Source organism: Pseudomonas sp. PD9R, assembly GCF_019200975.1.
GTDB lineage: Bacteria > Pseudomonadota > Gammaproteobacteria > Pseudomonadales > Pseudomonadaceae > Aquipseudomonas.
Window position 1 is genome coordinate 828,815 of sequence record NZ_JAHTMR010000001.1, and the last position, 14,572, is coordinate 843,386.

At 59.1% G+C, this 14,572-nt stretch carries 16 protein-coding genes; 10 read left to right on the plus strand and 6 right to left on the minus strand.

All coding sequences use genetic code 11. From position 1 onward, the window contains the following. The first annotated feature begins 43 nt into the window (after positions 1–43). From KUF73_RS03780 to KUF73_RS03795, 4 genes are read left to right on the plus strand one after another with little or no spacing between them, the layout of a single operon-like run. Positions 44–358, plus strand: a complete 315-nt coding sequence (locus tag KUF73_RS03780) for a DUF485 domain-containing protein (RefSeq protein WP_218436690.1) — start codon at positions 44–46, stop codon at positions 356–358. Then, on the plus strand, positions 355–2,028 hold the full coding sequence (gene actP / locus KUF73_RS03785; RefSeq protein ID WP_218436691.1) for a cation/acetate symporter ActP: 1,674 nt from the start codon (positions 355–357) through the stop codon (positions 2,026–2,028). The genes KUF73_RS03780 and actP overlap by 4 nt, the downstream gene beginning before the upstream one ends. Before the next feature lie 60 nt (positions 2,029–2,088). Next, complete coding sequence (locus tag KUF73_RS03790; RefSeq protein WP_218436692.1) at positions 2,089–2,643, plus strand: cytochrome b; 555 nt, start codon at positions 2,089–2,091, stop codon at positions 2,641–2,643. A 3-nt stretch (positions 2,644–2,646) separates the two neighbouring features. Further along, on the plus strand, positions 2,647–3,612 hold the full coding sequence (locus KUF73_RS03795) for a nitronate monooxygenase family protein (RefSeq protein WP_218436693.1): 966 nt from the start codon (positions 2,647–2,649) through the stop codon (positions 3,610–3,612). A 79-nt stretch (positions 3,613–3,691) separates the two neighbouring features. On the opposite strand, the gene KUF73_RS03800 is transcribed toward KUF73_RS03795, so the two are convergent. Continuing rightward, positions 3,692–4,609 carry a LysR family transcriptional regulator gene (locus tag KUF73_RS03800; protein WP_218436694.1) on the minus strand — a complete coding sequence of 306 codons (918 nt, stop codon included), beginning with the start codon at positions 4,607–4,609 and terminating at the stop codon, positions 3,692–3,694. Positions 4,610–4,722: 113 nt separating this feature from the next. On the opposite strand from KUF73_RS03800, the gene KUF73_RS03805 reads away from it, so the two are divergent. Both KUF73_RS03805 and KUF73_RS03810 read left to right on the plus strand, forming a co-directional pair. After that, the gene (locus KUF73_RS03805; protein WP_218436695.1) at positions 4,723–5,394 is read left to right on the plus strand and encodes an MOSC domain-containing protein; all 672 of its coding nucleotides are present in this window, start codon (positions 4,723–4,725) and stop codon (positions 5,392–5,394) included. Positions 5,395–5,460: 66 nt separating this feature from the next. Next, the gene (locus KUF73_RS03810; RefSeq protein ID WP_218436696.1) at positions 5,461–6,510 is read left to right on the plus strand and encodes a nitronate monooxygenase family protein; all 1,050 of its coding nucleotides are present in this window, start codon (positions 5,461–5,463) and stop codon (positions 6,508–6,510) included. A 28-nt stretch (positions 6,511–6,538) separates the two neighbouring features. Here the strand turns inward: KUF73_RS03810 and KUF73_RS03815 are convergent, their stop codons facing one another. Beyond that, entirely contained in the window at positions 6,539–7,465 is a 927-nt protein-coding gene (locus KUF73_RS03815) for a LysR family transcriptional regulator (protein ID WP_218436697.1), read from the minus strand. Between the two features lie 214 nt (positions 7,466–7,679). Between KUF73_RS03815 and KUF73_RS03820 the strand changes: the two genes are divergently transcribed. From KUF73_RS03820 to KUF73_RS03835, 4 genes are all read left to right on the plus strand, one after another. Beyond that, on the plus strand, positions 7,680–8,558 hold the full coding sequence (locus tag KUF73_RS03820) for an NmrA family NAD(P)-binding protein (protein ID WP_218436698.1): 879 nt from the start codon (positions 7,680–7,682) through the stop codon (positions 8,556–8,558). 73 nt (positions 8,559–8,631) lie between these two features. Further along, on the plus strand, positions 8,632–9,375 hold the full coding sequence (locus KUF73_RS03825) for an SDR family NAD(P)-dependent oxidoreductase (protein WP_218436699.1): 744 nt from the start codon (positions 8,632–8,634) through the stop codon (positions 9,373–9,375). A gap of 32 nt (positions 9,376–9,407) precedes the next feature. Then, positions 9,408–9,947: a carbonic anhydrase gene (locus tag KUF73_RS03830; protein WP_218436700.1), complete on the plus strand. Its 540-nt coding sequence runs from the start codon at positions 9,408–9,410 to the stop codon at positions 9,945–9,947. Between the two features lie 35 nt (positions 9,948–9,982). Further along, entirely contained in the window at positions 9,983–10,846 is an 864-nt protein-coding gene (locus KUF73_RS03835; RefSeq protein ID WP_218436701.1) for an NmrA family NAD(P)-binding protein, read from the plus strand. Positions 10,847–10,997: 151 nt separating this feature from the next. Here the strand turns inward: KUF73_RS03835 and KUF73_RS03840 are convergent, their stop codons facing one another. From KUF73_RS03840 to KUF73_RS03855, 4 genes are all read right to left on the minus strand, one after another. Then, the gene (locus tag KUF73_RS03840; protein ID WP_218436702.1) at positions 10,998–11,195 is read right to left on the minus strand and encodes a type III polyketide synthase; all 198 of its coding nucleotides are present in this window, start codon (positions 11,193–11,195) and stop codon (positions 10,998–11,000) included. 191 nt (positions 11,196–11,386) lie between these two features. Continuing rightward, entirely contained in the window at positions 11,387–12,973 is a 1,587-nt protein-coding gene (locus KUF73_RS03845; protein WP_218436703.1) for an arylsulfatase, read from the minus strand. Positions 12,974–13,201: 228 nt separating this feature from the next. After that, positions 13,202–13,834, minus strand: coding sequence for an SDR family NAD(P)-dependent oxidoreductase (locus KUF73_RS03850; protein ID WP_218436704.1), 633 nt, complete (start codon positions 13,832–13,834; stop codon positions 13,202–13,204). After that, on the minus strand, positions 13,831–14,478 hold the full coding sequence (locus KUF73_RS03855; protein ID WP_218436705.1) for a TetR/AcrR family transcriptional regulator: 648 nt from the start codon (positions 14,476–14,478) through the stop codon (positions 13,831–13,833). Before KUF73_RS03855 ends, KUF73_RS03850 begins: the two co-directional genes overlap by 4 nt. Between the last annotated feature and the right edge of the window lie 94 nt (positions 14,479–14,572).

The following is a 14,572-nucleotide window of genomic DNA, read 5'->3' on the forward strand; positions in this document are numbered from 1 at the left end:
CTGTGGAACAACAATAACGCACCCACTGCTCCACGGAGTCATCGTGAACCATGCATCCGAATCAGCCAGAATTCGCAATCACCCGCGTTACAAGGATTTGGTCTCACGGCAGCGAAAATTCGTTGCCTGCCTGACCGCCGCAACCCTTGTCCCGTACTTCTCGTTCATCCTCGTCGCCGCATTCGCACCCCATCTTTTAGCGACGAACTTTTCCGCGACCAGCATCATCAATATCGGTTGGCCACTGGGCGCGGTGTTTATCGTCGGCGCCTGGTTGTTTACCGGGCTCTACATCCTGCGTGCCAACGGCGAGTTCGATGAACTCACCGCGCAAATCCGCGCAGGAGCCATCGTATGAAACGCCTTTTGCGAAACCTCATCCTGCCTGTGCTGCTCTGTGTATTCGCTGCTCGCGCCATGGCCGCCGACGTGTTGCAGAACGTCGAAAAACAACCGATCAACATCACCGCCATCGGCATGTTTCTGGTTTTCGTCGTGACGACCCTGGGGATCACCTACTGGGCCGCTTCCAAAACCAAATCCATGGACGATTTCTATAACGCTGGCGGCGGTATCACCGGTTTTCAGAACGGTCTGGCACTGGCGGGGGACTACATGTCAGCGGCGGCGCTGTTGGGCGTCACCAGCATGATTTTCTTCAACGGCTTCGACGGGGTGCTGTACTCAATCAGCTTCTTTGTGGCGTGGCCGTTGTTGCTGTTCCTGTTTGCCGAGCGTATCCGCAATCTGGGGCGCATCACCATTTCCGATATCGCCTCTTTCCGCCTCGATCAAGACCGCATCCGCACGATGACAGCCTTCGGCTCGTTGACGGTGGTGTGCTTTTATCTGGTGGTGCAGATGGTGGGGGCAGGGCAGTTGATTCAGCTGCTGTTCGGCCTGCCTTATAACTATGCGGTGATTGCGGTCGGCTTGTTGATGGCGGTCTACGTCACCTTTGGCGGCATGGTCGCCACCACTTGGGTGCAGATCATCAAGGCCGGGCTGCTGTTGTTGGGCGGCACCTTGCTGGCGTTTCTGGCATTGAGCAAGTTCGGTTTTTCCTTCGATTTGCTGTTCGAGAAAGCCGTGGCCGCGCATCACGATGGCGAGCGGATTTTGCTGCCGAGCAAACTGGTGGCCGATCCGCTGTCGCTCATCTCGCTGTCGCTGGGGCTGGTGTTCGGCACCGCCGGATTGCCGCACATCCTGATGCGCTTTTTCACTGTTCCGGATGCGAAGCAGGCACGCAAATCGGTGTTCGTCGCCACCGGTTTCATCGGCTTTTTCTACCTGATCGTGGCGGTGTTGGGCCTGGCCGCCATCGTAATCGTCGGCCAAGACCCGGCTTTCTACGAATCCGGAATTCTCGGCGGAAAGCTGATCGGCGGCGGCAACATGCCGGTGATGCACCTGGCCAAAGCCGTTGGTGGGGATCTGCTGCTCGGCTTCATTTCGGCCGTCGCCTTCGCGACGATTCTGGCGGTGGTGTCCGGGTTGACCATGGCCGGCACGTCAGCAATCTCCCATGACCTGTATGTGATGGTGGTGAGAAAGGGGCGCGCGGATGCCAAAGATGAACGCCGCGTATCGCGGATCGCTTCGGTGGGTATCGGTATCGTCGCGGTGGTGCTGGGGATCTTGTTCAAGGATCAGAACATCGCGTTTCTGGTGGCGCTGACGTTCGGCGTGGCCGCCTCGGTCAATTTCCCGATCCTGGTGCTGTCGATGTACTGGAAAGGCCTGACGACCCGCGGCGCTTTGATGGGCGGTGTTGCTGGTCTGATCAGTGCGGTCGGCCTGGTGATTCTGTCGCCCGCCGTGTGGGTCAAGGTGCTGGGCAATGCCGATGCGATTTTCCCGTACGACTACCCGGCTATCCTCTCGATGAACGTGGCGTTCTTCTTCACCTGGCTGGGCTCCGTCACCGACCGCAGCAACTCGGCAAGGCTTGAGCGCGAGCGTTTCGACGATCAGGTGATCCGCGCCCGGACCGGACTCGGCGCTTCGCAGGCAGTCAGCCACTGAGGCAGTGCGCTGCCCTCACTTCTCTTTCCTGATTTGCGCATTTCGCAAAAGGAGTCAGCCATGCAACTACGAGACAATGGCCTGGGGTTTTCACCCATCACTGTCGCTCTGCACTGGATCGTGGCGTTCTTGCTGCTGGCGATTTTCGCCTCGCAGGTGATGATCGGCCACGCGTCCAGCGAAGCACAGCAAATGGATTTCGGCCAGGTGCAAAACCTGTTGGGCCTGATGCTGTTCCTGGTTTCCATCTACCGGTTTTGGGCGAGGATCACGTCCTACCATCCTCTGCCGGTGGGCACACCCAACCCCATCGAAGTGATCATCAGCCGTTCGGTGGCGGTATCACTGGCCCTGGCGATGGTGTTGCTGCCCATCGCGGTGTGGGCTTCACGATCGGCTGCCGGTATTGAGGTCGGGCTACCCGGCGGGTTGTCGATTCCAACGTTGCTGCCCGTCAACGACACCTTGAAGCATGTCGTCGATGTGCTGTTCAACATCGGTGCCTCGGCGTTCCTCGCCGGGCTCGCGCTGCATATTTTCGGCGCGGTCAAAAATCACTTTCTCCTGAAGAACAACACGCTCAAGCGAATGCTTGGAAAACATGTGGAGCTGTGAGTCATGAACGAAGCCAAATTCGATTGTCCCGGTAACACCATTACTCGGCTTTGCGGCGTGAAGTACCCGATTTTTCTCGGCGGCATGGCGGCCATTTCCGGGCCACAATTGGTCGGCGCGGTGGCCAACGCCGGGGGGATGGGCGTGATCGGCGGCCTGCGTTTGCCGCCCTTGACCTTGCGCCGATGGATACACGAAACGCGGGCGCTCACCGACCAACCGTTTGGTGTGAACCTGGTGCCGCAGTTTGGCGGCCCGGATGTCTTCGAAGCGCAGTTCCAGGTGATCCTCAAGGAAAAGCCCAAACTGCTGTCGCTGTTCTACGCAGAGAAATATGCTGCCGACATGATTCCCCGGGCGAAGGACGCCGGGATGCTGGTCATGGTGCAAGCGGGATCGGTGGAGCTGGCTCACATCGCCATCGCCCAGGGCGCCGACATCATCATCGCGCAAGGCAGTGAAAGTGGAGGGCACCTGAATCGCGGCACCATCGGCATCATGCCATTGCTGACGTCGATTTTGGCTGTCTGCGAAGGCCGACCGGTGCTTGCGGCTGGCGGCGTGGTCAACGGTGATGATGTGCGGGCGCTGATGTCGCTCGGTGCGTCGGGAGTGGTGGTGGGCACGGCATTCATTGCCACTGATGAATCGAATGCCCATCCGCTGTACAAGCAAAAGATTGTCGACGCGACGACGGACGATACCGAATACCGCACCGGCTACTCGTTCGGCTGGACCTATGGCACACCGCATCGGGTGATTCCCAATCGGGACAAGTGGAACCTGCTGCGTTTGATCGGCGGTGGTGCTCGAGCGATCGACAAACCGCGCATGGCGGAAAAGCTGTCGCTGTATGCGGGGCAGGGTGTGGGCAAGATCCACAGCGTGGTTCCGGCTGCACATCGGGTGGAGGAACTCGCACGCGGCTTCAGTGCGACCAGAAAATCACAGTCTGCGCTGCCCGCATAATCCCTGTAGCAGCTGCCGCAGGCTGCGATCTTTTGATCTTGATTGCTTAAAGTCAAAAGATCGCAGGCTTCGCCAGCTCCTACATTGGCCGCGTTGGATGCAAATCCTGTATGGGGCTCACGGGCCGGGCAATCTGCTGTTGTGCCAAGCCTATGAACGCGCTCATGGCCGAGGTGATCATCGAGTCGGTGCGTCGGATGAACACCGTGGAGACGTTGGCGAACTGCGGCGGTAACGTGTGCCAGCGGATCGCATGGCGCACGCTGCAATTCTCTGCAATCGCCTTGGGCAGCAGGGTCACACCCATGCCGGCGGCGACACACGACAGGATGCCGTCGAGAGTGCCCAGTTCCATGATCTGGTTGGGGACCAGTCCGACCTGATAAAACCAGTTTTCCAGGGTCGAGCGATAGAAGCAGCCAGTGCGAAATACCAGCACGGTTTGCTGGGGCATTTTTTCCATCAGCGCTGGCAGCGAATCGAACTGGTTGCTGCTAACCAGCACCAGTTCTTCTGAAAACACTTCTTCCTGGCTCAACGCCGAATTCTGGTGGAAGCCACCGACGAAGGCGCCGTCGAGTCGGTGCGTTTCAATGGCCTTGATCAGCTCGACCGTGGTCCCGGTCAGCAGTGACAACTGCACCTCGGGAAATTGCTCGCGGTACTTGGTCAGCACCTGCGGCAAACGGATGGCGGCGGTGGTTTCCATCGAGCCCAGCCGCAGCAACCCGGTCGGACTGCCGGTGTCCATCAACGCGCTACGGCTTTCGTCGGTCAGTTGCAGGATGCGCCGCGCGTAACCGAGAAAAGTTTCGCCTGCCGAAGTGAGCACAACGCCGGATTTCTTGCGGATGAACAGCTCTCGATTGAGTTCAGCTTCCAGCTCTTTCACGCGCATGGTGACGTTGGACTGCACCGTATTCACCTGCAACGCCGCGGCGGTGAAACTGCCCAACTCGGCCACGGCGCAGAAAATCTTCAATTGGCGCATTTCCATGATCGTCCCCATCCATCATAAAAAGTGATTGTTGACATGATTAATGATCACTTTACGGCCTTCTTGGACGATTAGTAAAGTAATCAAAACGGGATGATGAGCGCAGTTTTACGATGACGCTGACTTCGAAAATCGACCATGTCTTTGCAGGCGGCCTGGGGGTGTTAAAGCCCGAAGGGCAGCGTACGGGCATCTTCAAGCAGCGGCTTAGCGGCCCGGCGCGCGTGGAGCTGTACGGGATTGTCGGTGACCAGCACGGCGATACGCGGGTGCATGGCGGACCGGAGAAAGCCGTCCATCAATACGCGGCGCAAAATTACGAGCGCCTGGTTCAAGCCTTTGCCCATTGCGCCCCGGAACTGGTGGCGGGCAGCCTTGGGGAGAATATTTCCGCGGTCGGGCTCTGCGAATGCAATGTGCACATCGGTGACGAGTTCCAGATCGGCAGCAGTGTGTTGCAGGTTTCCCAGCCGCGCAGCCCGTGCTGGAAGATCAATCACCGTTTTGACGCCGAGCACCTGTCGATGTTTGTCGCCAGAGAGCGCATCACCGGTTGGTATTACCGTGTCCTTCGGCCGGGTTCTATCGAAGCAGGGGACCGGATCGAACTGCTGGAACGGCACACCGAGCGCTTTTCCATTGACCAGTTCTGGCGGGTGCAGCTGTCGCATCGGCCGTTGATCGAGGACCTGCTAGTGCTGGCGGCAACTCGTGGCTTGGCTGAAGACTGGAAGCGGCGTTTGTCCGAGCGGGCGAAGTGGCTGAACGGGGCTATCAAGACTTAAACCTGTGGGAGCGAGCTTGCTCCCACAGTTCGCGGTTCCTTTCACTTCTGACATTAAGGTGTTGCCATGTCCAATCGTCTGCTGTCTCTTTTGAACATCGAAGTGCCGATCATTCAATCACCGATGGTGGGCGTCTCCACGCCCAAGCTCGCGGCAGCGGTGTCCAATGCCGGCGGGTTAGGTTCCATCGGGATCGGTGCAAGTAACGTCGAGCAGGCGCGGGCCATGCTGCTCGAGACCGCTGCGCTGACCGACAAACCATTTAATGTGAATGTTTTCAGCCACCAGCCGGCGGTACAAGACAGCGTGCGCGAATCGCAGTGGTTGAATTTCCTGGCACCGTTTTTTGCCGAATTCAACGCCGCTGCTCCCACTTCGCTGCGAGAGATCTACACCTCGTTCGTCGAAGACGCGGACATGCTGCAGATGCTGCTTGAAGAAAAACCGGCAGTGGTCAGCTTCCATTTCGGTTTGCCGGCGCAATCGGCTATCGACGCACTCAAGGACGCCGGCGTCGTCCTGCTGTGCTCCGTTACCAGCCTCGCGGAGGCGAAAATGGCGGAACACGCCGGTGTGCATGCGCTGGTGGCGCAAGGTTACGAAGCCGGGGGGCATCGCGGGGTGTTCGATCCGAGTCAGGACAGCGAGATGGGTACTTTTGCCTTGGTGCGAGTGTTGGCCGATGCATGCCGACTTCCGGTGATTGCAGCGGGCGGCATCATGGATGGCGCGGGCATCAAGGCCGTGATGCAACTGGGCGCCAGTGCCGCGCAGTTGGGCACGGCGTTCATTCTTTGCCCCGAGTCTTCTGCCAGCGCCGCTTATCGAGAGGCCCTGAAAGGTCCGCGTGCACACCAGACCAAAGTCACCAGCGCCATTTCCGGCCGTCCTGCCCGGGGCATGGTCAATCGCAACTTCACGAGCCTTGCAGCGAATGCCCCGGCGTTGCCGGACTATCCCATTGCCTACGACGCCAACAAAGCCCTGAACATGGCGGCGGGAGCCAAGGCCAACACCGATTTCGCCGTGCAGTGGGCCGGGCAGGGCGCGCCACTGGCCCGCGAGTTGCCAGCGGCGGCATTGGTGAATGTGTTGGCTTTGGAGATGAAGTCCTGAGTCAATGCGCGACGAAACGCAGCTCAGTTCACCGGGCGTTTTTTTCGGGCGGTTCAAAATGCTCGGGATCGCTGCCCAGTACTGTGGCAAGGAAGTCGGCAAACGCGCGCGCCGCCATACGCGTCGTGCGGCCCATGGGGAAGTAGGCATGCACGGGCAGGTCGGCCATTTTCCAATCGGGGAGCAGTTGCACCAAAGACCCGCTCTCCAACTCCAGTCGACACGCCCAGGACGTCGTTGAGACGATGCCCAAGCCTCCTGACGCGGCGGCCAGCGCACCTGCGGTGTCGTTGGTCGAGAACTGTGGATTAAGGTCGACGGACAGCGTTTTTCCGGCATGTTCGAATTGCCAGGAAGAGGTATGCGCGCCTGCCGGGCCACCCACGATGCGATGCTTTTCCAGGTCGGCTGGAAGGCCGGGCTTTCCGTGGCGCGCAAGGTAATCCGGTGACGCCACAATCACCCGCTGCATCGTGCCAATCAGCCTGGCAGTACCGGACAGATCCGGCAGATTGCCCACGCGGATACCGACATCCACCGCTTCCTTGACCATGTCTTGCCACTTGTCTTCGAGCATCAGTTCGAGGTGCAGCAGCGGGTGACGCTCGGTAAACGCGGCCAGCCTGGGGATGACCACGCGAATGCCCATGGTCGAAGGCATGCCAATACGCAGCAACCCGCGCAACTCCCCGGTTTCACGCACGCTGTTCTCGGCATCGTCGATGGCCGCGAGAATTGGCTCCATGCGCGCCAGAAACTCCAGCCCTGCCTCGGTCGGGACTACTGCGCGGGTGGTACGTGACAGCAGCCGCGCACCCAGGCCTGCTTCAAGCTCGGCGATCATCCGCGATACCTGGGACTGCGTCAGCCCGCTTTCACGTGCCGCTGCCGAAAAACTGCCCAGGTGCGCCACGCGGGTGTACAGCCTCAGGCTGAGGATGTCTTTCAAAGGCATGTTGTTTCCTGTGCGGACACGCCATTGCTGCGCGCCGCTTGAGCGTCAATTGATGCTGGATTGAGATAGATGTTAGCCGAAATCGACCGCTACCGGACGTTTCGGCAGGAAGGGATAGTGGGTCCATCGGCGACGAAGCACAGCGCTTCCCCGAACGGATAAGCGGCAGGGTTCACGCCGTGAAACTCAACTACCAATCTTCAGGATCTATCTCATGTCCAAGAAAATTTTGATTACGGGTGCCACGGGTGACACAGGTCGCGCCGCAGTTCGTGAATCCATCGCACTGGGCCTCGACGTCCGCGCCATGGTCCATCAACTGGATGCTCGCTCGGATGCACTGAAAGCGCTGGGCGCCGAAGTGGTTGTCGGCGACTTGCTCGACGTCAACAGCGTGCGTGACGCCATGCAAGGTGTCGAGGCAGCCTACCTGGTCTGGCCGGTGAAACCGGGGCTGATCAACGCCACCGTGAATTTCGCCCAGGCTGCCAGGGAGACCGGTGTAAAGACGGTGATCAACCTCTCGCAACGTTCGGCCAATCGTGAATCCAGCAGTGATTCTTGCCGCGACACTTACATCGCTGAAGAGATTCTCAACTGGTCCGGTCTGCCGGTGATCCATCTGCGTCCTACTTACTTCCTGGAATGGCTGCTCTATCCGTGGCAGCTGCCTTTCCTGCAGAACGGTGTGTTGCGCATGCCGGTGGGCAAGGGTCGTCACTCGCCGATTGCTGCTGACGACCAGGGCCGGGCCATCGCGGCATTGCTGAAAGATCCGCAAGGCCACATCGGCACCACCATTGCGCTCTCCGGGCCGGTTGAAATGGATCACGAACAAATGGCTGCGGAACTCTCCGAAGCGTTGGGCCGCAAGATCGTTTTCCAGGACTTGCCGATTGAGGAGTACACCCAGTCCATCGCTGAAATGGGCGTCCCGGAATACGTCGTCCAACACCTTGGCGGCGCGATGCTGGACTACCACAACGGCCGCATGTCTGGCGCTGACAACAACGTGGAAACACTCACCGGTCGCCGCTCGATGACGGTTGGCGAATTTGCCCGCCTGCATGCCGACACGCTCAACGGCAAATGACCTTGATGGCGTCGGCTCGTGTACAGCGAGTCGGCGTCCGCACCTGAATTTTCTATTTATTGAGGAACACAGCATGAAAATCGAAAACTCCATCGCCCTCGTAACCGGTGCCAATCGCGGTATCGGCCGCACGTTCGTCGAAGAACTGCTCAAGCGCGGCGTCGCCAAGATCTACGTTGCCGCCCGCGATACCGCATCGTTGTCTGAGCTGCTCAAGTCCGGCGACCGTCGCCTGGTGCCACTGCCGCTCGACGTGACTGACCTCGATCAGGTGGCCGCTGCGGCCAGCGTTGCCAGCGATGTCACGCTGCTGATCAACAACGCCGGTTATGCCGCGTTCGACGGCGCCATCTCGGCCCCGGACATGGAAGACGCGCGCCTGGAAATGGAGGTGAACTACTTCGGCCCGCTAGCGCTGACCCGCGCCTTTGCCCCGGTATTGGCGAAGTCCGGAGGTGCGGTCCTGAACATGCTGTCGATGTTGTCGCTGGTCAGTCTGCCGATGGCCGCGACCTACTCGGCGTCCAAAGCGGCCGGCTTGTCGCTGACCCGCAGTCTGCGCGCCGAGTTGGGTGGGCAGGGCACACAAGTCGTCGGCGTTCTCGCGGTGCAAACCGAAACAGACATGGGCGCCAAGCTGCCGGAACCCCGCCTCAGCCCGGTTGAAGTTGTCACCGACGCACTGGATGCAATCGAAGTCGGGACCAACGATGAAGTCATCGCCGGCGCCCAGACACGCAGCATTCACCAGGCCTACACCGCTGACCCGCAGAAGCTCCAGGCAATGATGTCGACCCGGTTGCCGCAGCGCGGTTGACCTCCAGACTCCTTACACGATTGAGGTGATTTATGGACTTTCTCCAGACCCTGACCCAACGTAATTCGCAGTTCGCAGACAACGGCTTCTCTGCTGACCTGAAGATCATTCCATCGCAAAAAACCATGATTATTGGCTGCGTCGACCCCCGCGTCGATCCCATGGATGTGCTCCAGCTCGCTCCAGGTGAAGCGGCGGTCATCCGCAACGTCGGTGGCCGGGTCAACCCGGCGCTGCTGGAAACCATGGCCATCCTGCGTACGGTTTCGCGTGTCGGCGGCTCGGAGGTCGGCGAGGGCTGGAACCTGATCCTCCTGCACCACACCGATTGCGGCATTTCCGGTTGCTTCCATCACGCCCCTGACTTGCTGGCAAAACACATGGGCGTGGCCACCGAAGAACTGGCGCGGCTTGAAATCGATGACCCCTACAAAGCGGTGGCGATTGATGTAGCTGCGTTGAAAGCCAATCCGAACCTGCCCGGCGGTTTCACGGTGACAGGCCTGGTCTACGACGTGGCCACCGGCCGAATCGATACGGTAGTGCCTGCGGGCCTGCTGAGAACCGAGTAATTCCAACCTTCGTTTTTTGATACTGGAGATAAGCAATGAAAACCTTTTTAATTACAGGTTCGACCGGCGATACAGGCACCCCCACAGTGAAATATTTGCTCGAACAGGGTCATCGGGTGAAGGCGTTGGTTCGTCGCGAAGACGCGCGTTCGCAGCAACTGAAGGACCTGGGGGCCGAGATCTGCGTGGGTAACCTGCTGGATTTGAAATCGCTGCGTCCGGCCATGGAAGGCGTCGACGGTGCTTACTTCTGCTATCCGCTGAGCGATGGCCTGGTGGAAGCGGCGGCACTGTTCGCTCAGGCGGCCAGAGAGCAGGGCGTGAAGCACATCGTCAACATGTCGCACAAACAGTCGCGACCCGACGCTCGTAGCCGGGCGACGCTAAATCACTGGATGTCCGAGCAAATTTTCACTTGGGCCGGCATTCCCGCTACGCACCTGCGGGTGACGTTCTTCGCGCAGTGGATGCTCTATATCGCGCCGTTTATTCGTGAGGGTCGTTACCTTACGCCGTTTGACGCCGATAGCCGCTTTGCGCCGCTTGCCGCCAGTGACATTGCGCTGATCGTCGCCAACATCCTGATCAAGCCGGAAGGCCATGGCGGCCAGGCTTACCCGTTGCACGGTCCGATCGAATACAGCCACCTGGAACTGGCCGGCCTGTTGAGCGAGACCCTCGGCAAGGAAGTGCGTTATGAGCAAGTGTCCGTCGAAGATTTCGTCAAACAGCTCGGCGTGGACTCCGATCCTGCGTTCGCCGTGCACTTCAATGCAGTGAAAATCGACCAGCGCGAGAAACGCCTGGAAGGTCTCGACAGCACCGGCACCGCCATCATCGGTCAGGCGCTGCTGACGCCAGCGCAGTTCATCGAGCAGCATCGGCAGCTGTTGGCGTAACCGTCATACGCGGCGCGGTCAACAGCCGGACACAAAAAAGCCCTGAATAATCAGGGCTTTTTTTCGTGGCGCGGGTGAGGAACGAGAGGCCAGTACGGTCCTTGCAATGGGCCTGCGTTCGGACACGGAACGCATGTGTGTTGCGGGTGGATCACTTACGATTTGCCGCTCGGGCCGGCTCGGCATATTTCGAATAATTGTTGAATTCTTCCTGATGATACAAATCTGACGGGCTAGGGCCTCGCGCTGCAATCAATTCAATTTCCGAGGAAACCGCGACAAGGCGTTTACCGGCATTGGAGTTGAGGGGTTGATGAACGCTTTGGGCGTTGTGATTTGTGCCTGACATGGCGGACTTCCTTGTATTTGATTAGAAGTCATCAATAACGCCAGGCAGTGACTAATTCAATCCTTTCATTTAAGGGAACTGAGACAATTTATGACAGACAAGCATTCGCCATGGAAACAGTCCGCGAAACTGGAGCCGTAGGGCCGCAAACGAAAGCCGTCGCCCACTGCAAAGCAGGCGACGACCACCTGTTACGGTTTGGCCTGGGCTTTGTTTTTCTCTTCGATTTTCGCATCTACCGCCGCGCGGATCTGGTCGATGCTGAAGCTGGCCGGTTTCTGGCTAGGTGGATATTCGATGAAGGTCTGCAGGAATCTCGCAGCCTTGGCCACGCCTGCTGCCAGCAGGTAAGAGTTTTTCACGAGCCAGTCGTTATATTGGTCAGACACGATGTCTGCCCGCTCATACGGGTCCATTCGCAAGTTGAACAGTTTCGGCACTCGCAGCGGCACGAATGGGCTGCTCCACACCGCAAAACCACCGGGCTCGCGTTGCTCGGCGAACACCACTTTCCAGTTATCGAAACGCATGGAAACCAGCACGCCGTCGTCGTTGAAGTAGTAGAACTCGCGACGTTCACCTTTAGGTTGATGCCCGGTCAGGTACGGCAGCTGGTTGTAGCCGTCCAGGTGCACCTTGAAGTTAGTGCCGCCCGACGTCGGTGCCCAGCCTTTAAGAAGTTTGTCCTTGACTCCGGTGTCACCTGCGGCAGCCAGCAACGTCGGGAACCAATCCATGCCCGAGAACATCTCGTTGGACACTTCACCTGCCTTGATCTTGCCCGGCCAGCGAACAATCGCCGGCACACGGTAGGCGCCTTCCCAGTTGGAATTTTTCTCGTTACGGAACGGCGTGGTTGCCGCGTCCGGCCAGGAGAACTGGTTCGGGCCGTTGTCGGTGGTGTAGACAACGATGGTGTTGTCGGCAACTTTCAGGTCGTCGAGGGTTTGCAGCAGTTTGCCGACGTCGGCGTCGTGTTCGAGCATGCCGTCCGCATATTCGTTGCCGGGCATACCGCTCTGACCCTTCATCGAATCGCGCACGTGGGTGAACACGTGCATGCGCGTGGTGTTCATCCAGACGAAGAACGGTTTGTCGGCCTTGGCCTGTTTCTCGATAAAGGATTGGGCGGCCGCCGTGGTTTCATCGTCGATGGTTTCCATGCGCTTGGTGGTCAGCGCGCCGGTGTCTTCGATCTTGCCATCGGCGTAGCTATGGATCACCCCGCGCGGCGTCCTGGATTTGACAAAGTCCGGGTCATCCTTGGGCCAGTATGGGCGCTCGGGTTCTTCTTCGGCATTGAGGTGGTACAGGTTGCCAAAGAACTCGTCGAAACCATGGTTGGTTGGCAGGTATTCATCCTTGTCGCCCAAGTGGTTCTTGCCGAATTGGCCGGTGGCGTAACCCTGGGACTTGAGTGCCTGGGCGATGGTGATGTCACGCTTCTGAATGCCGATGGGGGCGCCTGGTACGCCGACCTTGGTCAGGCCGGTGCGCAGTGGCGACTGACCGGTGATGAACGAGGAACGCCCGGCGGTGCAACTGTTCTCCGCGTAGTAGTCGGTGAAAAGCATGCCCTCATGGGCAATGCGGTCGATGTTTGGCGTCTTGTAGCCGACCACGCCCATGGAATAGGCGCTGATGTTGGTTTGGCCGATGTCATCGCCGAAGATCACCAGAATGTTGGGTTTTTCGGCGGCCCCGGCGGTTGCCGAAAGCGCCATGACCGTAGTCGCCGCCAGGGCGAGTTTCGGCAGCCACTTTATAATGCGAGTCATCTGACTGGCTCCTTGTTGACGGGCGTCGCGAAGAGCGACCAGCGCCGATGTTCAAGCCTCGTCAACGACAAACCACCACCCGTATCAGGTGGCAGAATCACGCATTACCTGTAGGAACTGCCGAAGGCTGCGATCTTTTGATCTTGTTCTTTCTTCACGGCCGCAAAAGATCAAGAGCAAGATCAAAAGATCGCAGCCTTCGGCAGCTACTACAGTGATGTCGAAAGTTCAGATTCCAGGGCTGTCGATATGCAACACCGCGCCGGTCACGCTGGCGCCCGCGCCGCTGGCCAGCAACAACAAAGGCCCGTTGAGCTCTTGCAGGCCTGCACCTTTGCCTCGGCCGGCGGCGATGACGTTGACGCGAATACGATGCGGCGTCAGTGACTGGGCCATGGCACGGCTCATCCGGATCAGGCTGCTGTTGGGCCGCAGGCAAGGGTTTGCCTCGACAATGGGGCGCGGGGGCGGATCGATGTTGACGATGCTGCCACCGCGCTCGGCCCTGATCATGTGCAGGCTGGTGCAATGGACAATGTGATTGTTGAGGGCGATGTGCTCACGCTCGGCGCTGTTGTTGATCAACACGTCGACGCTGCCGAAGTGCGTCTGCACGGCTTCCAGCGCGGCTTCGATGCTCGGTCGCCGGGCGCTGTCGAGGCTGACAATCATGACTTCGCCACCGTCCCAGCGCAGGTCAGCGGCCAATTGCTCCAATTGCGATGGATGCTGCGCGCCGAGGGCTACGCGCGCGCCCGCCCCGCTGATCAGGCGGGCAAAATGCGCGCCTAGCCGCGTGGCGGCATCGGCCACCAGAACCGTCTTGCCGGCCATGGAAAAGGGCTGCATGAGGTCGCTCATGGACGAATCTCCATCGGTGCACTGCGGCGGGTTATGACGGTTCGCGGGACGGGCACCCGAGTCGCTGGAATGGGCACGGCACCGAGCATTTTCAGCACCAGATCCGAGTAGTGCCGGATGAGGTCATCGACACCCCAGCGACCGTCGGCCCTGTACCAGACACAGGCGTGGGTGAGCATATTGAACAGTGTGCGCGCCATCAGTTTGGGTTCGGCGCAACTGAGCGAACCCTCCTTGACGCCTTGCTCGAGCAGTTCCTGCAAGGCTTTCAGATAGAGGCGACGAGCCTGACGAACCAACTCCAGGTCGTCGTTATCCAGACTTCTGAATTCCAGATTGCCAAGCCGCGATTCGTCCTGATGCTCCAGGTGATAGCGCACGTGGCAAGCAATGAAGGCGAGCAGTTTCACATCGGCAGTGGAATTTTTCTTTGGCCGGCAACGTGCCCATTCCCGAGACAAGCCCTGAAAGTATTCCAGAATCAGTTCCAGCAGCAGTTCGTTTTTGCTTTTGTAATAGATGTACAGCGTCGAAGCGTTGATACCTGCTTCAGCCGCGAGTTGGCGAAGGCTCATTGCTCCATAGCCGTTCCGCGAGATCAGTTTGATGGCGGCCAGGCGGATGTTGATTTCAGTCATGTTCATGGTGTGATCCTGCGGTCCTGTAGGAGCGAGCTCGCTCGCGTTGGACGTCAACGATGACGCGTGCTTTCTGGTTTAACGCGACGTCCTCAAGTTA